18 protein-coding genes are annotated in these 18,604 nt (G+C 40.3%); all 18 read right to left on the bottom strand.

The features are described 5' to 3' along the window. Positions 1-315: 315 nt before the first annotated feature. The gene (gene nuoN, locus B1NLA3E_RS22145; protein ID WP_015596048.1) at positions 316-1,827 is read right to left on the bottom strand and encodes an NADH-quinone oxidoreductase subunit NuoN; all 1,512 of its coding nucleotides are present in this window, start codon (positions 1,825-1,827) and stop codon (positions 316-318) included. A gap of 6 nt (positions 1,828-1,833) precedes the next feature. Next, complete coding sequence (locus tag B1NLA3E_RS22150) at positions 1,834-3,348, bottom strand: NADH-quinone oxidoreductase subunit M (protein WP_015596049.1); 1,515 nt, start codon at positions 3,346-3,348, stop codon at positions 1,834-1,836. Further along, on the bottom strand, positions 3,345-5,213 hold the full coding sequence (gene nuoL, locus B1NLA3E_RS22155; protein ID WP_015596050.1) for an NADH-quinone oxidoreductase subunit L: 1,869 nt from the start codon (positions 5,211-5,213) through the stop codon (positions 3,345-3,347). The genes B1NLA3E_RS22150 and nuoL overlap by 4 nt, the downstream gene beginning before the upstream one ends. 321 nt (positions 5,214-5,534) lie before the next feature. Beyond that, the gene (gene nuoK / locus B1NLA3E_RS22160; RefSeq protein ID WP_015596051.1) at positions 5,535-5,849 is read right to left on the bottom strand and encodes an NADH-quinone oxidoreductase subunit NuoK; all 315 of its coding nucleotides are present in this window, start codon (positions 5,847-5,849) and stop codon (positions 5,535-5,537) included. Beyond that, the gene (locus tag B1NLA3E_RS22165) at positions 5,846-6,367 is read right to left on the bottom strand and encodes an NADH-quinone oxidoreductase subunit J (RefSeq protein ID WP_015596052.1); all 522 of its coding nucleotides are present in this window, start codon (positions 6,365-6,367) and stop codon (positions 5,846-5,848) included. Before B1NLA3E_RS22165 ends, nuoK begins: the two co-directional genes overlap by 4 nt. After that, the gene (nuoI, locus tag B1NLA3E_RS22170; protein WP_015596053.1) at positions 6,364-6,783 is read right to left on the bottom strand and encodes an NADH-quinone oxidoreductase subunit NuoI; all 420 of its coding nucleotides are present in this window, start codon (positions 6,781-6,783) and stop codon (positions 6,364-6,366) included. Before nuoI ends, B1NLA3E_RS22165 begins: the two co-directional genes overlap by 4 nt. 61 nt (positions 6,784-6,844) lie before the next feature. Further along, positions 6,845-7,852 carry an NADH-quinone oxidoreductase subunit NuoH gene (gene nuoH / locus B1NLA3E_RS22175; protein ID WP_015596054.1) on the bottom strand — a complete coding sequence of 336 codons (1,008 nt, stop codon included), beginning with the start codon at positions 7,850-7,852 and terminating at the stop codon, positions 6,845-6,847. Then, the gene (locus B1NLA3E_RS22180; RefSeq protein ID WP_015596055.1) at positions 7,852-8,952 is read right to left on the bottom strand and encodes an NADH-quinone oxidoreductase subunit D; all 1,101 of its coding nucleotides are present in this window, start codon (positions 8,950-8,952) and stop codon (positions 7,852-7,854) included. The genes nuoH and B1NLA3E_RS22180 overlap by 1 nt, the downstream gene beginning before the upstream one ends. A gap of 3 nt (positions 8,953-8,955) precedes the next feature. Further along, positions 8,956-10,323 (bottom strand): NADH-quinone oxidoreductase subunit C, encoded by a 1,368-nt coding sequence (locus B1NLA3E_RS22185; protein WP_015596056.1) that lies wholly within the window; start codon positions 10,321-10,323, stop codon positions 8,956-8,958. 3 nt (positions 10,324-10,326) lie between these two features. Beyond that, entirely contained in the window at positions 10,327-10,839 is a 513-nt protein-coding gene (locus tag B1NLA3E_RS22190) for a NuoB/complex I 20 kDa subunit family protein (RefSeq protein WP_015596057.1), read from the bottom strand. Next, on the bottom strand, positions 10,830-11,204 hold the full coding sequence (locus B1NLA3E_RS22195; RefSeq protein WP_015596058.1) for an NADH-quinone oxidoreductase subunit A: 375 nt from the start codon (positions 11,202-11,204) through the stop codon (positions 10,830-10,832). Before B1NLA3E_RS22195 ends, B1NLA3E_RS22190 begins: the two co-directional genes overlap by 10 nt. A 560-nt stretch (positions 11,205-11,764) precedes the next feature. Then, positions 11,765-12,427 (bottom strand): AAA family ATPase, encoded by a 663-nt coding sequence (locus B1NLA3E_RS22200; protein WP_015596059.1) that lies wholly within the window; start codon positions 12,425-12,427, stop codon positions 11,765-11,767. Positions 12,428-12,511: 84 nt separating this feature from the next. Beyond that, positions 12,512-13,369 carry a class II fructose-bisphosphate aldolase gene (locus B1NLA3E_RS22205; RefSeq protein WP_015596060.1) on the bottom strand — a complete coding sequence of 286 codons (858 nt, stop codon included), beginning with the start codon at positions 13,367-13,369 and terminating at the stop codon, positions 12,512-12,514. 42 nt (positions 13,370-13,411) lie between these two features. Then, positions 13,412-13,810 carry a hypothetical protein gene (locus B1NLA3E_RS22210; RefSeq protein WP_015596061.1) on the bottom strand — a complete coding sequence of 133 codons (399 nt, stop codon included), beginning with the start codon at positions 13,808-13,810 and terminating at the stop codon, positions 13,412-13,414. A 33-nt stretch (positions 13,811-13,843) separates the two neighbouring features. Further along, entirely contained in the window at positions 13,844-15,133 is a 1,290-nt protein-coding gene (locus B1NLA3E_RS22215) for a PTS sugar transporter subunit IIC (protein ID WP_015596062.1), read from the bottom strand. A gap of 29 nt (positions 15,134-15,162) precedes the next feature. Beyond that, a complete protein-coding gene (locus tag B1NLA3E_RS22220; protein WP_015596063.1) occupies positions 15,163-15,471 on the bottom strand; it encodes a PTS sugar transporter subunit IIB in 309 nt (102 codons plus the stop codon). A gap of 13 nt (positions 15,472-15,484) precedes the next feature. Then, the gene (locus B1NLA3E_RS22225) at positions 15,485-16,474 is read right to left on the bottom strand and encodes a 6-phosphofructokinase (protein ID WP_015596064.1); all 990 of its coding nucleotides are present in this window, start codon (positions 16,472-16,474) and stop codon (positions 15,485-15,487) included. Next, positions 16,471-18,579 carry a BglG family transcription antiterminator gene (locus B1NLA3E_RS22230; RefSeq protein WP_015596065.1) on the bottom strand — a complete coding sequence of 703 codons (2,109 nt, stop codon included), beginning with the start codon at positions 18,577-18,579 and terminating at the stop codon, positions 16,471-16,473. Before B1NLA3E_RS22230 ends, B1NLA3E_RS22225 begins: the two co-directional genes overlap by 4 nt. Between the last annotated feature and the right edge of the window lie 25 nt (positions 18,580-18,604).

Below are 18,604 nucleotides of genomic sequence, written 5' to 3' on the forward strand. Positions count from 1 at the left end.
ATTGAGACGTTCTAGTTTTTGAAGGATTCAGGGTTTTATGTATGCATTTGCTATTTTCTTACGAGAAATGGCGGTAATTTCCGGTTGAATTGTGGGATTTTTAGTTGTTACTTGGTTTATCGGCCGCTTTGGCATTTTTATCGGCCAATCGCCAAAAATTACCATTTTTTAATCGTCGTTTTACTTGGCTTTTCCCTTAATTTTATCGACCGACACCAATCACCACGCAAAAAAAGGAAGGAGAGTCCCCTTTCTCTCCTTCCTCACTCTATAAAACCCCTAAAAAATTTGACCGTTTATAACTCCCATTAAGAATTACTTAAAGAAATCCCCAAAATCCTTAAAATGTGAATTTAAGAAATCAAATGCTGTGTCTGGTGCTACCCCTAACACCATTGTCCCAAGAACGCAAATGACAATCACGACGCCGACACCGATTGGAATATTGATCTTGTGATCACCCTCGGCAGGGCGGAAAAATATTTGAGTCAAAATTCCAAAATAGTAAACGTAAGAAACAACTGTTGCTGCGATCATAATCGAAGCCAGAACATAATGGGCAGGCTGATCAATCAAAGCTCCCATGAAGATATTCAATTTGCCGATAAAGCCGGCTGTTCCCGGAAACCCTGCCAGCGACAACACTGAAATTGCCATCGCAATGGCCAGGAATGGAGAACGACGGTAAAGACCTGCAAAATGGTGAATATCTTCCGTTTCCTGCTTAGCGGTAACTAGTTGGATGATAGCGAACGCACACAAGTTCATGAACAAGTACGCTGCCAAGTAAAACCACAAAGTGTTAAATAAAAATTGTAACGTTGTGAAAATCACCAACAAGTAACCAGCGTGAGCAATACTTGAATAAGCAAACATCCGTTTAATATTACGCTGTCTTAACGCGACCACGTTACCAATGATCATTGTCGCCCCAGCTAGGAAAGCGATGTAATCTTGAATTTGATAAAAGAACGGCTCCGAGCCAGGTCCTTCAGTCGGAATTCGCACAAAAATCATTAAGAACACACGTGACATCAACACGAAGCCCGCCGTCTTGGACACAACGCTTAAAAAGGCTGTGACCGGTGTTGGTGCTCCTTGGTAAACATCCGGTGCCCACATATGAAACGGTGCGGTAGCCAGCTTAAACGACAAGCCCACGAACACCATGAAGAAGGCTAGTCCGAGTAAATAAACTATTTGCGGGTTTGTCACTGATCCTGCGGCATTAGCAACCAGCATTAAGTTCGTTGATCCTGTTAAACCGTAAACGTAACTTAAACCAAATAGTGTGATCGCTGTAGAAAGTCCGCCATTGATGACGTATTTCATAGCAGCTTCATTGGATTTTAAATGTTTCTTACGCATTCCAGCTAAAATGTAAGATGAAATCGATAATAACTCTAGTCCAACAAAAAGAGTAATCAAGTCGCCACTTGACGCCATCACCATGGCACCCAACAATGCGGTTAAGAACAAGTAGAAAAATTCTCCTCTGTTCTCTTCAAGACCCTCTTTCGTGTCATCACTTATTGCTAAAATCAATACTAACGCCGCTCCACCAAGCATAAGCAGTTTAAAAGCCTTTGAGAATGCATCAAGGCGGAACGTGTCATGTAAAATCGAAGCCAAAGGATGATTGAATAATCCGGCTAGAGACACCATTGCCAGCGCGATCCCGGCGACGCCAATCCAGCCTATATTTCTGCGGTCGAATTTTTTACTCATAAAGATATCAAGCAGGGACATGATCGTTGCGGCAGCAAGGATGATGAACTCAGGAGCCATGATTCCCCACTCAAACGATTTTAACGTTGCTAAATCCATCCTTCATCAACCCCCTATCCCTAACATGATGGTTTCTATTGTTTTATGAAGCGGTTCACTTAGCAGACTCGGGAAAACGCCGATTAGGACGATTAAGCCTACTAATGTTAGCACTGGGATCATTTCGACTGAACGCAGATCGTTCGTTCCAACGAATTGTCGCTCTGCTTTTCCAAAAGTCATTCCCAAGACTGCGCGGAGCAAATAGACAGCCGTCATGATAATACCGATCGAGCCAATGGCGCCCAATACTGGCATTTCTTTGAATAAACCTAAGAAAGCCATGAATTCGCTGACGAATCCGGACATTCCTGGTAAACCAAGTGAGGCCATGGCTGCTGCTAGTAAAAATCCAGCCGCGAGTGGCATTCCCTTGGCAAGCCCTCCAAGCTTAGCAATCGTGGTTGTATGGGTCCGTTCATAAATAACCCCAACCAGGAAGAATAATAATGCTGAAATTAATCCGTGTGAGACCACTTGGAAAATGGCCCCTTGAATCCCGGCAGCATTTAAAGATCCTAGCCCGATTAACACAATTCCCATATGAGAAATGGACGAGTAAGCCAGAACCATTTTGAAATCTTTTTGAATAAACGCCAGGAAAGCACCGTATAGGAGGTTAATGACTCCTAATATGGCCAGCACCCCAGCCACTTCTTTAAATTGTTCTGGGAAAATTCCCATGGCGATGCGGATCAAACCGAATGCACCAATTTTTAACAGAATACCTGAGTGAATCATAACAACTGATGGTGGTGCTTCAACGTGAACACGCAGCATCCAGCTGTGTAATGGGAAGATTGGAAGCTTAATGCCAAAGGCCACTAAAAGGGCGATGAGCAACCCAAACTTCGCCGATTCCGTTATTGGAGCCACAAGTTTGATCCCATCTGTATTGATTAAATATTTAAGCGCATCAATATTAGATGTTCCTGTGCGAGCAAACAGAACCATAATCACAATTAACAGGATGGCTGATCCCAAACCATTATAGATTAAGAAACTGTAAGCCGCTTTTTCTTTTTCAAAATAACCCCATTTTCCGATTAAGAAGAACATCGGAACTAAGGTAATTTCAAAGAAGATAAAGAATAGAATCAGGTTTTGCGCAGTAAACACACCTAGCATCCCTATTTCTAATAGTAGAAATAACATGAAATAGCCTTTCCATTCCTTGTTAATTTGAATGGAAGCAATCGCTGCCAGTGTGGCAATAATTGCCGTAAGCACGACCATGGTCAACGAAAATCCGTCTAAACCTAATTCATAATAAACGGAGAATATATACTTGTCGTCGAAACGCCCAAATTGGACCCAATGGACCTTTTCAGCAATCGTAGCCAGACTTGCCCCGCCACGATATTGAATAAAGGCCACCAATGCCAACACCAATGCCGGAAGCGTTGAGATAAAACCAATTAATTTAATCGTTTCGCCCTGCGTTTTTGGAATGAACGCTAACACAGCAATACCGAGCAACGGGGAGAATACTAAGATAGAAAGAAAATGGGCCATATTCATTTTAAGTACCCCCCTGTCAACGCGAAAATCACAACTAACAGCGCCAGACCAACAAAGGCTACCGTTCCGTAGGTTTGAACCTGACCAGATTGTAGCTTAGAGCCTGATTTTCCAAGTGTTTGCACAATGCCGGTAATCCCTTTGATGATTCCTTCAACAATGAACACTTCAATGATATTAAGCAATTGGCTAATCCACTTGGTCGCAAAAATAACTGTGAGCTGATAAAACTCATCGATATAATATTTGTTATATAAAATATTGTAGAGAATCGGTGCTCGTCCTGATAACCAATCACGGGACAAGCTGCGTTTTCCATAGATGAGCCAAGCCAAGAAAATACCGGCAAGCGACACGACTGTGGCAACGATCATAATCCAGATTGGACCTTCGACCTCACCATGCGCTAATGCTTCATTACCCTCTGTTAACCAATCGCCAAGGAAGGTACCGAACCACGGCGTGTTCACATAACCAGACACAACCGCCAAAATAGCTAACACGATCATTGGGAAGGTCATGATATTTGGTGAGTCATGAACATTCTTCATTTCGCTACGTGACTCGCCTAAGAAGACCATAAAGAACAAGCGGAACATGTAGAACGCGGTAAAGAAGGCAGCCACAACGGCGAGCCAGAATAACACTGTGTTGCCGTGAGTCCAAGCTGACACTAAGATCTCGTCCTTACTGAAAAATCCTGAAAATAACGGGACACCACTGATCGCTAATGTTCCAATTAAAAATAATGGTCCAGTGAGGCGAAGTTTCTTCCATAAGCCACCCATTTTTTCAATGTCTTGCGTGTGGACCGCATGAATGACGCTTCCTGCTGCTAAAAACAGCAACGCTTTAAAGAAGGCGTGTGTCATTAAATGGAACACACCAGCGACATATCCTGCTGAACCTAATGCAAGCATCATATAGCCGAGCTGGCTCATGGTTGAGTAAGCTAGAACTCTTTTAATATCCGTTTGGACTAAGCCAATACTCGCTGCAAAAATAGCTGTAACAGCTCCAACGATGGCCACTGTTAACAATGCTGTCTTACTAGCAGTGAATAATGGGAATAGTGATGCGACTAAATAAACACCTGCTGCAACCATGGTCGCTGCGTGAATTAACGCTGACACTGGTGTAGGACCTTCCATTGCATCCGGCAACCATGTGTGTAACGGGAACTGACCGGATTTACCGACTGCTCCGATAAAAATTAAGATGGCCGTGAGCGTAATCATTCCGCTGGAAACGGCACCTTCTGCTACTGCTTTAAAAATTTCATCGTATTCAAAGCTGCCAACTTGCCAGAATAAGAGGATCATCCCGATAAATAAGCCGACATCCCCGATTCTCGTCATAATAAACGCCTTTTTGGCAGCGGCTTTGGCTTCCTCTTTATAAAAATAGAAACCGATTAGTAGGAATGAACCTAAGCCGACAAGCTCCCAAAATACGTACGTTTGTAATAAGTTTGGTGAGATCACCAAGCCGAGCATCGCAAACGTGAACAAACCTAAGTAGGCATAGAAAACCGAAATTCGCTCGTCACCGTGCATATAGCCTTTTGAATACGTATGTACTAATAAGCTGACAAGCGACACGATTACTAGCATCAATGCATTTAACTGATTGATTTCAAAACCCGCTGTTATCTGAGTATCCCCGAACGTAAGCCAGGTGGCTTCGCTCTTAAATGTTGGTGCCGAAAAGCGATCAAACAGCACCAGCAAAGAGTAGATGAAAGTTGCCAGTGACAGTAATATTCCAATATAAGCACTCGCTTCTTTCATTCGTTTACCGAAAAGAAGAAGGATTAAGAACGATAAAAGCGGGAAAAGCGGTATGATCCATGCATTCTCCATCAATATCACATTCCCCTTTTTAAACGCTTTTAAGTGGCGTGATGTCTGTTTGCCACGCGTTTGATTGCGGCCCGCTACTGTACGCGCGGGTCATTGGTTTTGCAATTTGCTAGAGTTTCCACAAATTGCTTTCAAGGATTAAGCTTCTTTATTTTCCTAAATAAGGCAACTCAACAATTGTCTAGCTCCAGCGCCCAGCGCCTAGTGGACTTCACCCACCTCCCTACGATAAGTCAACATCGAATCGCTTACGCTCTTCGTGTTTCCTTTATCTCAGTCGGTGTGCTCCAGTCCATACGTCGCTAACCGTGCGCTTCCGCCTTTCTAATTTTTCATTGTGTTGATTTCGTCGATGTTTACGGTTTTGCGGTTGCGGTATAGCGCCATGAGGATCGCGAGTCCGAGTGCTGCCTCGGCTGCGGCGATGGCGATGGCGAATAGGGCAAAGATTTGTCCGTCGATTGACGGTGCGACGCCGTATTTGCTGAAGGTGACGAGGTTAATGTTAACCGCGTTCAGCATTAGTTCAATTGAGATTAGGACGATTACGGTGTTTCTTTTTGTTAGGGCGCCGTAAAGGCCGATGCAAAACAGGATTAGTGCTAAGGTAAGATAGATTGAAATGGGCGTTGAGCTCATTCGTTTTCTGCCCCCTTTTCGTCGTCTTTCTTGGCAAGTATAATTGCGCCAATTAAGGTAACTAATAGTACGACTGATGTTAATTCAAATGGAATGGTGTATTTTGAAAATATTGTTTTACCGATCTGCTCTGTGTTATTTACATGTAATGTTGTTTGGGCTGCTGGGATATCAAGGTCATATATCCCGAAATAGAAGACAGCCGCAAATCCGATTACACCAATGAGTAGGAAAAATTTTCGTACCCAGCCTTCTTTTGGCATGTCTTGATCGTTATGGCGTGTAAGCATGATGCCGAACAGCATAATGATGGTGATGGCGCCAGAATAAATAAGGATTTGCACGACGGCAATAAATTCAGCTGATAACAGGACGTATATGCCGGCAATACTGATAAAAGTAAACACGAGGGCGATGACCATGTGAACCACTTTGTTAAGGTTCAAGAGGAGCACACCGCCAATGATCGCCACTAGCGCAAGGCCCATAAATGCAATTAATTCACCTGATAAGGTCATGGTTTGTTCACCTGCCGTACATTTTGGTCATTTTCGTCCAGCCATTCAAGGTTTTTGAATAGTGCATCACGGCTATATTCAGCTAGTTCGAAGTTGTTGGTCATAATGATGGCTTCGGTTGGACATACTTCTGTGCACAAGTCGCATAGGATACAGAGTTCAAAGTTAATATCATAGGTATCAATGATTTTACCCTTTTTCGACGGGTCGGGGTGCTTTTTCCCTGTTAGTTGAATACAGTCTGTTGGACAGATTGCTGAACACTGATTACAAACAATACACTTTTCCGGATAAAATTTTTGGATGCCGCGGAAACGATCCGGGAGCGGAAGTGGTTTGTTTGGATAGTCATAGGTTAACTTTTCCCGCGTCAGGTTTTTTAGGGTATATTTCAAGCCTTTCATTAATCCAAGCATGTATTTTCACCCCTTTTTTCATTGTCCAGCAAAAGTGGCAAGCCGCTTTCGCTTTTCGTGTTTAAAACAATTTGACTAGTTCTTTTATGATTGCGGTTATGAAGATGTTTGCTAGTGCTACTGGCAAAAGAATTTTCCAACCAAATTCCATTAACTGGTCCGCTCGCAAACGTGGGAACGTTACCCGAATCCAGATTAAGAAAAAGACAACGGCGCTGAATTTGAAGGCAAACCAGACTGCTCCAGGAATAAATCCTAAGAACGGAAGTGGCAGCCAACCGCCTAAGAAAATGACGGTAATTAACGCAGACATGGCAAACATATATACATATTCTGACAGCATAAAGAATGCCCAACGGAAGCCTGAATACTCGACATGGAATCCAGCGACAAGCTCAGATTCTGATTCTGGTAAGTCGAATGGTACCCGGTTTAACTCGGCCACTGCAGCGATTAAGAAAACGATAAAGGCTACTGGTTGAAGGAGAATAAACCAGCCATTTTGCTGTGCTGCGACGATATCATTTAAATTTAAGCTTCCACTTAAAAGAATGACACCTAACAGCGACATCACGAGCGGGATTTCATAGGAAATCATTTGGGCCGCTGCACGCATTCCACCGAGAAGAGCGTATTTATTATTTGACGCCCACCCAGCAGTTACGATTCCGACAGTAGAAATTCCTGAAATCGCTATATAATAAAGCAATCCGACTCCGATATCGGCAAACTGAAGTTTGTCGGTAAATGGAATAGTCGCCAACACCATAAAGGACGGTGCAAAGGCAATCACTGGAGCGATAATAAATAATGGTCGATCCGCAAGTTTCGGAATCGTGTCTTCTTTTAACAATAATTTTAATACGTCAGCCGCTGTTTGTAATAGCCCCCATGGACCCCCTAGTTGGTTAGGTCCCATTCGAAGCTGCATAAAACCCATTACTTTACGCTCGGCTAAGATGGCAAATGTAACGAATCCAAGTACGACTAAAAGTAAAATGGTGCCGAGTAGGAAGAAAATCCCGAAGTTACCCCAGCCTGAGCTAGCGTGTAATAATTCATCAATCATCAGCCGTCCACCTCCCCGAGAACAATGTCAATCGCCCCTAATACTGCAATTAAGTTGGACATATTTTCTCCCACTAGTAATTTTGGGAGGATTTGCAAATTATAGAACGACGGTCTCCGGAACTTTAAGCGATACGGCTCCTTTTTACCATCGCTGGCAATGTAACATCCTATTTCACCGCGAGGAGATTCAATTCTGACGTATGCTTCACCTTTTGGCGCTTTAATAATTTTAGGAACTTTGGCTAAAATTTCCCCATTCTCTGGAAATTGTTCAATCGCCTGCTCTAGAATTTTTAGTGACTCTTCGATCTCCTCAATACGACAGTGGTAACGTGCCCAAGCATCCCCACCCGTGCGGACTGGAACATCAAATTTGAAACGGTCATAAATGGAGTATGGCTCATCCTTGCGAAGATCCCACTTGACTCCCGTACAGCGCAGATTGGTTCCACTTAAGGAATAATTAAGCGCATCTTCTTTTGTGTATTTTCCAATTCCCTTAACACGGTTCATGAATATTTCGTTACCGGTTACAAGTTCATGGTAGCCGACTAATTCCTGACGCATGTAAGGAATAAAATCTTTAACCTTTTCGATCCAGCCTTCCGGAGCGTCCCATTTAACTCCACCAACTCTCATGTAGTTAAAGGTTAGGCGTGCACCTGAAAGCTCCGCTAACAGGTTAATGATCATTTCCCGTTCCCGGAATGCGTATAAAAATGGACTCGTTGCACCAAGGTCTAATAGGAATGTCCCCCACCAAACAAGATGGCTGGCAATTCTATTAAGTTCCATGGCAATAACGCGCAAATACTCGGCCCGCTCGGGAATTTCAAGACCCATCATCGTTTCAACTGCATGACAAATCACGTAGTTATTCGTCATCGACGAAATATAGTCCATTCTGTCTGTATAAGGAATAATTTGTGTGTACTGCAAATTTTCAGCCAGTTTTTCTGTACCGCGATGCAAATATCCAATTACGGGTGTTGCTTCCACGATGTTTTCACCATCAATTTTTACCACTAGACGGAAAACTCCATGGGTACTTGGATGCTGCGGTCCGACATTTAATAGCATTTCTTCTGTTCGTATCATGAGTTATACCTCCACATCATACTGTACATAATCTTTGCGGAGAGGGTGTCCAATCCAATCTTCACCAAGCATAATCCGGTGGAGTTTTGGATGACCTAGAAAATTAATCCCCAGTAAATCGTATGCCTCACACTCGGGCCAGTTTGCTCCCGCCCACAGTGGTTCAAGTGATTCAATTTCCGGCGCATCACGGTCAATCTTTACTTTTAGCGCAACGGATTGATTGTTTTTGTACGAGTATAGGTGAGCATACATTTCCATATGAGTCTCAAAATCAGACCCGTGAATCTCTGATAAATAGTCGAAACCAAGCTGTTCGTTGTATTTTAGAAATTGTGCTATTTTGAAATATGTATCGCGTTTAGCCACTAATGTTGGTACATCCTTGGAAAGATTATTAATATAAGATGCTTCGATTACGTCTTGTCCAAGATGCTCTTCGATAACGCGAACATATTTATCTAGGAACTGTTGATTTGGAGACGGTGTTGTTTCTGCTAACGGCGCTGATGCCCCGTCCGTTTTTGCTCCAGCGGCGGCTTTCGCTTTTGCGGCTGCAGCAGCAGCGGCTTTCGCCTTCGCGGCGGCTATTGCTTTCGCTTTTTCATCTCCACTGCCTGCGGCTGGTGCTTCTGCTTGGCCTGCTTGTTTGGCCAGTGCGGCAGCTTTCGCTTTTGCGGCTGCGACGGCTTTCGCCTTTGCTGCGGCTATTGCCTTAGCTTTTTCATCCCCATCGCTTGCGGCTGGTGCTTCTGCTTGGCCTGCTTGTTTGGCTAACGCAGCAGCTTTCGCTTTTGCGGCTGCGGCGGCCTTCGCCTTAGCTGCGGCTATTGCCTTCGCTTTTTCATCCACATCGCTTGCGGCTGGTGCTTCTGCTTGGCCTGCTTGTTTGGCTAACGCGGCAGCTTTCGCTTTTCCGGCTGCGGCGGCTTTCGCCTTAGCTGCGGCTATTGCTTTCGCTTTTTCATCTCCATCGCTTGCGACTGGTGCTTCTGCTTGGCTTGCTTGTTTGGCTAACGCGGCAGCTTTCGCTTTTGCGGCTGCGGCGGCCTTCGCCTTAGCAACGGCTATTGCCCTCGCCTTTTCATCCCCATCGCTTGCGGCTGGTGGCTCAGTTGTTACTTCAGTTTGCTCTTTTGCTTTTTGTTTTGCCAATGCCGCGGCTTTCGCTTTAGCAGCAGCTGCTGCTTTGGCTTTTGCTAGATCGATATTTTCTGTCTCGGATTTTTCCGCAGACTGTGTTTCTTTTTCAGGATCCTTCTCTATCGTTGCTTGAACTGACTGCTTTTCGGCTAAACGTTGTTGCGCTTGTTCTTTCGCCTTGGCAGCTGCTTCTTTTTTTAATTGTTCAATATCTTTTTCCCCGCTCATCGATTACAACACCCTCTTCCCGGTTTTTGCCTCGTAGCGGATCTTTTCTCTCAATTTATTGATTCCGTAAATTAATGCTGCAGGATTTGGCGGACAGCCTGGAATGTACACATCAACTGGGACAATTTGATCGACGCCTTTTACGACTGCGTAAGATTTAACGTAAGGACCTCCAGCAGTAGCGCATGAACCCATAGCAATAACCCATTTAGGTTCAGGCATTTGATCATACAGTCGGCGAAGAATTGGCGCCATTTTTTTCGTCACAGTCCCCGAGACGATCATACAATCTGATTGACGCGGTGATGTTCTAAAAATGGTACCGAAACGGTCTAAGTCATAGTGAGAGGATCCAGTACCCATCATCTCAATTGCACAACATGCGAGTCCAAATGTCAGCGGCCAGATAGAGTTACTTCTAGCCCAGGCTTTCACTTGTTCTAGTGTTGTGACAAAAACACTCCGCTTCAGCTCTTCCATTTCTTCAAGTGAGATATTATCTAACTTTAAATCCATTTGAGCACCTTCTTCTTCCACGCATAGACGAGTCCAATGACAAGCATTAATACGAAGATCAACATTTCGATCAAAGCAAAGATTCCTAGTTTTTCATAGGCAACAGCCCAAGGATATAAAAATACAGTCTCCACATCAAAAATAACGAACATTAGGGCGAAAATATAATAGCGGACATTGAACTGTACCCTTGAATCATGGAACGGTTCAATACCGCTTTCATAGGTGGTGTACTTTTCATCACTTGGTTTATAAGGACGTAACAGTTTCCCAAAAAATAATGCCACAATCGGCAATAAAATTCCTAGACATAGAAACACAAAGACAATCAGGTAATTATTCTGATACAAGTTGAGTAAATCCATGTCCAAACCCTCCTATGTATAAAAATTTTTAAAACTTTTCTAATTTTGTAACCGATAACATTATATCACTGTTACAAATTTGTGTCGATAATGGTTTACTAATATTGGTACTCCCCTTTTTATTTTAAAAAAGCACCTTTATATGGCGCCATTACTGGGTTTGTCCCAACTCAGAAACCCCTCTTGATATGTAAAAATAGAAATAGGTTTTCCCCGTCAACCTATTATTAATTCGACATACTTAGTGGTAATCCTATTTTTATTAAAGGTAATTCGTGTGTTTGTTACTAATTTCACAAAAGTTTAAATTTTTCGACACATTTTGTTTTTGAATAATCTAACTAAGATAAGCGCAAGCCCCCTGGTAGACGTATGGACTGGAGCTCTCTGACTGAGATAAAGGAAACAAGGAGAGCAAAGCGATCCGATGTTGACCTATCGTAGGGAAGAGAGTGAAGTACACTAGTAGCTGGGAGCTGGATCTAGATAACGACCTAAGTTTAAGAACTTATACTTTCTTCCTGATTAAAATAAGACTAAGGAATTTTCCTTAGCCATACTCAATTCTTAACACTATTACTTTCATCCCACAGTCTTATTTCTTCCAACAACTTAGAATAATTCACTTTTGTATAATCTGTTACATCCACTTCATATAACTTTCCTAATTCAAACGTGCCATATCCTCTTGTTGTACATCTTTTTATAAATTCCTCGTAAGTTAATAAATTATCTGCTTTACTTCTATCGGCTAAATAATCTCCCTTTTTGTAAGAAGTTACAATATGACTTAAATGCCTTGTCGGGTCCAAATCTCGCTTCTTTTGTCGTTCAAACAAAACATCTAAATCTGCAATTAACCGAATAGTAACAACCCTATAACCATATCTTTCTACTAATTGTTGAATATAAGGTTTCTGTTTCTGACTAAAAGGATAATCAGACATGATGTTGCTGCCTACTTGCATTTGTTCTTCCATTATTTTATAATATTTCGCCCATGTTATCTTTTCTACTTTCTGCTTTTCTTCTAAATTATTATAGCCAAACACATCACAATAATGTTCTTTCAACTCATCTTGAGAAAGCATATAAAACGATCCTAATTCTTGCCTGATGATATTACTTAAGTAGGTTTTCCCTGTTCCTGGTAAACCTGCTAATAAGATCAATACCTTTTCCATCCCTTTCACCTCATCATCTAACGAATAAAGAAAGAGCACAAGGAATTCCTCGTACTCTCCTTATTATCCTTATCTTCTTTATCCATTATTTAATAGAGTAACGCACTTTTGTAATTATTTTACTTAATTGATATAATCCCCTTTATTCATGAAGATATCAATTTTATGTTTTACAACTTCTTTTACTGCCTCATTACATGGAATGATATTATGACGTAATGATTTGTTTACTTTTGTTTCTTCAAATGTTTCTTTCGCTGTTTTAGTCCATGTTACTAACAACTCAGTACCTACATTAAATTTACGAATCCCATTATTAATTAATTCATGAATATCCTTTTCATTAACACCTGTACCCCCATGAATAACTAAAGGTACATCTACTACCGCATTGATTTCTTTTAATAGTGGTATATTTACTTCTGTTTTAGATTGATATTGACCATGATTAGTACCGATTGCAATTGCCAAAGCATCTACTCCTGTTGCATTAACAAACTCTACAGCATCTTTTGGATCAGTATAAATCTTGCCATCCTCATCTACACGAATCCCTTCTTCAGTACCGCCAATCGTCCCTAATTCACCTTCTACTGAGACACCATGTTTGTGTGCATATTCTACTACTGCACTTGTCTTCATAATATTCTCTTTAAATGGTAAATTAGATCCATCAAACATCACTGATGTAAACCCTTTGTCGATTGCTTCTTTAATATCATCAAAATCTCTTGCATGGTCCAAATGCAACACCACATCTACCATTTCTTTTGTGGCCATAGACTTACATACAGCAACTAAGTTTTCATGACCAATATATTTCGCTGTATCTATACTCGTTTGAATAATAATTGGTGAACCTTGCTCTTTTGCTGCACGTATCATATCTGGTAACATCTCTAAATTATGTGTATTAAATGCACCCACTGTATAATTTAATTCTTCTGCTCTTCGTGTTACTTCTTTTAATGTTGTATACATGAGTTATTTTTCTCCCCTTATGCTAATCTTTTATTTTCTTCCTTATCGCACACCACGCGTAACATCTTTAGAAACCTGCATCATTTGATCCATTTTCTTTAAATATATTTGTAATGATTCTTCATCATTTGCTTTTGCTGCTTCTGCACGCTTCTTGTTATATAGTTTTAATAAAGCTTTATAACCGTCACCTATAGATTTTTTCGCTTGAATACTTTTTTCAAACGCATCAATCGCATTATCTTCTTGACCAAGCTCATTAAATGCTAAGCCAATCTCTTCATAAATTTTTGATAGTTCCTCTCCATCTACTTGGTCTACTCCTGCTTTTTTCAAAGAGATAGTACGTAATAATTCTTCTTTACGCTCTTCTGTTAACACTGCTTTTTCTGTTGCTCCCTTTTTCGAATCTGTGTCTTTCTTCTTACCAAATCCAAACATTACGCGAACCTCCTTCTATCTCTTACTCATATCCTAAAAAGCTTTTAAGAGTGGACCAATGATCCAAGCATATAGTAAAGCCGCTGATACTGTATCCACATCTGTCGCCGTTGCATTGACAAATCCCATGTGATTAAAAATCGTTACTAACAGTGCCGGTAATAACGTAATGAAGAAACCATGAAAAACGCCACCAATGATTGCCCCACGACGCCCACCTGTTAAGTTACCAAAGATTCCAGCAGTACCACCCGCGAAGAAGTTTGTTAGCATACCTGGTAAGATCATCGCCAAACCAAAGGTAGGTAACACAAACATCGCAATAATAGAACCTATAGTAGTTGTGATAAACCCTACAATTACCGCATTAGGGCTATATGGAAAAAGCACTGGACAATCCAACGCAGGTATCGCATCTGGAACCAAACGCATTGCAATCCCTCTAAATGCTGGAACAATTTCACCCAGCAATAAGCGAACCCCTGCTAATAATACATACACCCCAACTACGAATTGAATAGATTGTAAGAATGCAAACATCAAATAGTTGGTATTTCCTGATAATGTAGAGGCGAACTTTTCACCTGCAAACCCTGCTGTAATGATATAGAGAGGAACCATAACGACCATCAGTGATAGATACGTGTCTTGTAAGAACTCCAGTTGAGAAGGTAATTTCAAATCTTCAACTGATTTTTTCTTTTCACCTTTTTCACCAAATAGTTTCGCTACACCTGCCTCAAAAACATAACCAACCGTACAGAAATGTCCTAAAGCAATTTCATCCATACCAGTAATCTTACGAACGAATGGTTGGGCAATTGCCGGCATAGCTACTGCAAACACGCCCCCAATGAAACCACCCACTATAATCAATGCAGCTCCACGTAAACCTGAAACGTAACCAAACACCGTTGTCATAGTTGCCATCCAAAGAATAGCCTGACCAGTTAAAAATATGTATTTCCATTTCGTAAACCGTGCAATTATGATATTAAAAATAAAGATTGCTAAGAATGTTAATGCGATATCACGACCTAAGCCTAAGTCATTCATTGCTTGACCATTAATAGCTTCAATCGAAGGAATAATCCCTTGCATATGGAACCCTTCTGTAAAAATCTTACCAAAATATATTAAACTGCCAACGATAATGCTAGAGCCTGCCGACAAAACCATAAACCCTAATAACGTTTTTAACGAACCTGAAGTTACTTGCCCTAATGATTTTTTTTGCAAAATCAATCCCAACATAGCAATCAACGCGACTGTAACTGAGGCTTGTGTCAAGATATTATCGATGATAAAGTTTACTATGCCCATTTTCGTTCCTCCATCCATTTCCTATTTTTTTAAACTAAAACGCCTTTTTCCTTTAATACTGGGGTGATTTTTTCTTCAATCTCTGGTTTAGAAACAATATTTTTCAAATAAACAATTGTCGTTTGTTTTGGATCAACTGTGTATTTTTCAAATTGTTTTTGGAAATTTTGTGCAGTAATGATAATATCCGGTCTTGCTGATAACGCAGAAGAAATATCACTATGATCCATTTTTACATCTACACCTAACTTATTTAACACGTCTTCCGCAGCCATTTGACAAGCAAAACTACTTCCTAAACCAGCACCACATACAAATAACATATTAATTTTTTTCATCTAACTCTCTCCTTTAATTAATAATTTTCATCTTTTTTGCTATATATATATTTGTTGCTATTAAATCCTTTGTTTTACTAAAAACATCCTCTAAAGGAACCAATACTGCCTTCCCATCTACAAGACCAACCATCACATCGCTCGTACCTTTTACGATTTCTTCGGCTACTGCTAACCCTATTTTGATTGCATCCACTACATCTGCCGCAATTGAATCTCCTGCTCGTTGGGTATACCCTAAAATAGAATATCTCACACGATTATCCACTTCTTTCTCAATCGCATCTCCAATTTCAAAACTCGCGCCTTGTTTTCCTCGTATCCACTCTCCATTTAAGGTATTGGATTCACAATTTAATACGATAAACTGCCCTTGTTTCTCTAAACAATCCTTCGCTCTCAGCACTAATTTCTCTATGTTGATTGGTCGCTCCGGAAGTAACACATAATCAGCACCTCCTGCAATCGCCCCGCCTAATGCCAACTGACCTGCATGACCACCAAACGTTTCTACCATAAAAATGCGACCTGGTAAATTCATTCCAGTTTGACGTAATCTCCTCACTGCATCTGCTATATAATTACAAGCGGTATGATAGCCAACGGTATAATCAGTGCCATAGATATTGTTATCTATTGTCATAGGCACTAATAGAGTACTCATCCCTTCTTTTGATAAAAGGCTTGCCCCTTTACCTGAACCCTCACCACCGCAAACAACTAACATATCAAAATCATATTCCTTTAATTTACTTATAATTTCTGCTCTACCTTCTTTAGAAAAGGTCCTCTGCGATCTGGATGTACGTAATAATGCATTTCCTGTATTGATATGTTCCTTTACTATTTTTTCTGTTAACCTAAATGGGTCATTTTCACATATCCCGTTGTACCCACCATGAAATCCCCACAACTCAATTTCTTTACCTGTAAGGATTCCTTCAAATACAGCATTAATCCCACTTGCATCTCCACCACTTGTAATGACAGCTACTTTTCTCATTTCACCACTTGATTTCCATATAAAACCTGGTTAAACATCTTCACATCTTTTGCAGAAATTAACTGATCTAATTTTTCTTCATCATTAATTAACTCAATCAGGTTTTTCATCATATTTAGATGCGAATAAGAATCCACTGCGGCTAAACAAAAGATAATTTTCACCGGATCATTATCTGGATTGCCAAAATTCACCGGTTCTTGTAACGTCATGACACTAATTCCTAACTTATTTACGCCATCTTCTGGCCGTGCATGTGCTAATGCTATATGCTTCCCTATCACTATATAAGGTCCAAATTCTTCAACAGACTCTATCATTGCGTTTATATATCGCTCTTCAATAACCTTCTCTTTTACTAAAGGCTGTGCAACTTTCGTTATTGCCTCTTTCCAATCTTTACATCCTTGCTTTAGTAAGATGTCGGAATCCTTTAAAATATCCTCCAACATAGGCTGTATCTCCCTTGTATTAAATTTCAGATGATGTTCTTTAAAAGTATCTTCCACTTTCTGATAACTTTCCCGCGTTACTTTACCGCCACTAGCCTCTATCAACGCTAGAATATCCTGCAGCAACTTTGTGGCATCTAACTCATCTGATACAGTTCTTCTCTTATCCTTATTTTTGAGTAAAAATGCCTTTATTTCCTTCTTATCACTTTCCCTTAAAATCGGATTTAGTAATAAAAGTGGTTTCTTTTGGTAATCGATAGGAATCGATGTAAAGATCAAATCTACATCTAACTTGTCAATAAAAGCTAACTCATACGAACTCAAAACCGCTACAATCTCTATTTTGAATTGCTCTTTTAGATTCGCAGCTAACAACTTTCCAGTTGAAATTCCATGATTGCAAACCACAACCGCTTGATACACATAGTGCTCATCTTGCTTCATTCGACTTTTAGAAGTTGAAAAATAAATAGTTAAAAACCCTTTTTCATCTTCTGATAATGTTTTCTTTGTATAGTTCTCTATTTTCTTACTAAAGCAAGCTATTGCATTATAAATCTCTGTGTAGGACTCTTTAATCGTGTCTTTTAATGGATTAAATACCTGTAAATTATTCTTGGCTCTACTTAATAGCCCGGTGATATGCTTATACAAACCTTCATACAAATCTTCTTCTTCCTGAGAAAAAGGGATTCCGGTTACTTTCTCTACATGCTCTATTAATTGAATAGCTAATAATTGTGCTGTAACCCAATCAAATGAATTATTCATATCTTTTGGATTGAACGATTCGATTGTGAAAGTAATATATTTAATTTCATTTAATGATGGATATAATGCAAACTCCGTACAAATCAGATCTACAAAATTTCTTACCGGACCTTCTTTTATTTCTGCTCTTATTTTTGCTAGTTCACTAACGGTACTTCCTTCTTGTATACGTCTTACCCATACACCTAAAAATAGAATTATCTGATTTCGATACACATGATTAATCTCTACTCTGGACTTTTTCAATACTTCATCATAATGTTCCCCAAGTACCTGTAATACCCTCGGGTCCAAATAATCTAGTACAAATTTATCAGCAAAGGTATTCAAAGCATCTGTATCTCTATACCCCATTAGATGATCAATATCTGTCATACTATTAATCACATCGTACAGCATAGACCGTATTGACCGTTCATCCCCATGTAATACAATACCTTGCTTCGCTAAACTCACTACAGAAATTGCATATTCCTTTAAAAACTGGCGAAGTTTTCGCATATCCTCATCCATCGTACTTTTAGATACCTGTAGCTGCTCTTCCATTTCATATAACACTGTAGTTCTTGTACTATCTACAATATCTAAAAGTAATGCAAGAAAACGTTCATCTGGCCGATAATAATCTTTTTCCCTATCACCACCAACTTGCGCCAATAGCTTTTCTCTTTCTTTATCAGACAGAACCAATTTCATCCCATTTCCTCTTGTAGTAGTAACAATCGGATAATTATTTTCAGCTAAATATTCATTAATCAGTACTAAGTCGTTTCGTAAAGTACGTTCACTAATATGGAATTCTTTACTTAAATCCTCAAAAGTTAAATAGGTATTTACTTTTAAAAATCTTGTAAACACTCGTTGTGTCCGTTCCTTCATGAAATGTATCCCCTTCCATAATTTG

Source organism: Bacillus sp. 1NLA3E (genome assembly GCF_000242895.2).
Taxonomy (GTDB): Bacteria; Bacillota; Bacilli; order Bacillales; family Cytobacillaceae; genus Bacillus_BU.

What these genes read in the sequence shown, in the direction of transcription:
- B1NLA3E_RS22210 (WP_015596061.1), bottom strand. Translation starts at nt 13,810, where the DNA reads ATGTTTGGATTTGGTAAGAAGAAAGACACAGATTCGAAAAAGGGAGCA.
- B1NLA3E_RS22215 (WP_015596062.1), bottom strand. Translation starts at nt 15,133, where the DNA reads ATGGGCATAGTAAACTTTATCATCGATAATATCTTGACACAAGCCTCA.
- B1NLA3E_RS22165 (WP_015596052.1), bottom strand. Translation starts at nt 6,367, where the DNA reads ATGACCTTATCAGGTGAATTAATTGCATTTATGGGCCTTGCGCTAGTG.
- nuoK (WP_015596051.1), bottom strand. Translation starts at nt 5,849, where the DNA reads ATGAGCTCAACGCCCATTTCAATCTATCTTACCTTAGCACTAATCCTG.
- B1NLA3E_RS22205 (WP_015596060.1), bottom strand. Translation starts at nt 13,369, where the DNA reads ATGTATACAACATTAAAAGAAGTAACACGAAGAGCAGAAGAATTAAAT.
- B1NLA3E_RS22180 (WP_015596055.1), bottom strand. Translation starts at nt 8,952, where the DNA reads ATGATACGAACAGAAGAAATGCTATTAAATGTCGGACCGCAGCATCCA.
- B1NLA3E_RS22220 (WP_015596063.1), bottom strand. Translation starts at nt 15,471, where the DNA reads ATGAAAAAAATTAATATGTTATTTGTATGTGGTGCTGGTTTAGGAAGT.
- B1NLA3E_RS22195 (WP_015596058.1), bottom strand. Translation starts at nt 11,204, where the DNA reads ATGGATTTACTCAACTTGTATCAGAATAATTACCTGATTGTCTTTGTG.
- nuoH (WP_015596054.1), bottom strand. Translation starts at nt 7,852, where the DNA reads ATGATTGATGAATTATTACACGCTAGCTCAGGCTGGGGTAACTTCGGG.
- B1NLA3E_RS22185 (WP_015596056.1), bottom strand. Translation starts at nt 10,323, where the DNA reads ATGAGCGGGGAAAAAGATATTGAACAATTAAAAAAAGAAGCAGCTGCC.
- B1NLA3E_RS22150 (WP_015596049.1), bottom strand. Translation starts at nt 3,348, where the DNA reads ATGAATATGGCCCATTTTCTTTCTATCTTAGTATTCTCCCCGTTGCTC.
- nuoN (WP_015596048.1), bottom strand. Translation starts at nt 1,827, where the DNA reads ATGGATTTAGCAACGTTAAAATCGTTTGAGTGGGGAATCATGGCTCCT.
- B1NLA3E_RS22190 (WP_015596057.1), bottom strand. Translation starts at nt 10,839, where the DNA reads ATGGATTTAAAGTTAGATAATATCTCACTTGAAGAAATGGAAGAGCTG.
- nuoI (WP_015596053.1), bottom strand. Translation starts at nt 6,783, where the DNA reads ATGCTTGGATTAATGAAAGGCTTGAAATATACCCTAAAAAACCTGACG.
- B1NLA3E_RS22225 (WP_015596064.1), bottom strand. Translation starts at nt 16,474, where the DNA reads ATGAGAAAAGTAGCTGTCATTACAAGTGGTGGAGATGCAAGTGGGATT.
- B1NLA3E_RS22230 (WP_015596065.1), bottom strand. Translation starts at nt 18,579, where the DNA reads ATGAAGGAACGGACACAACGAGTGTTTACAAGATTTTTAAAAGTAAAT.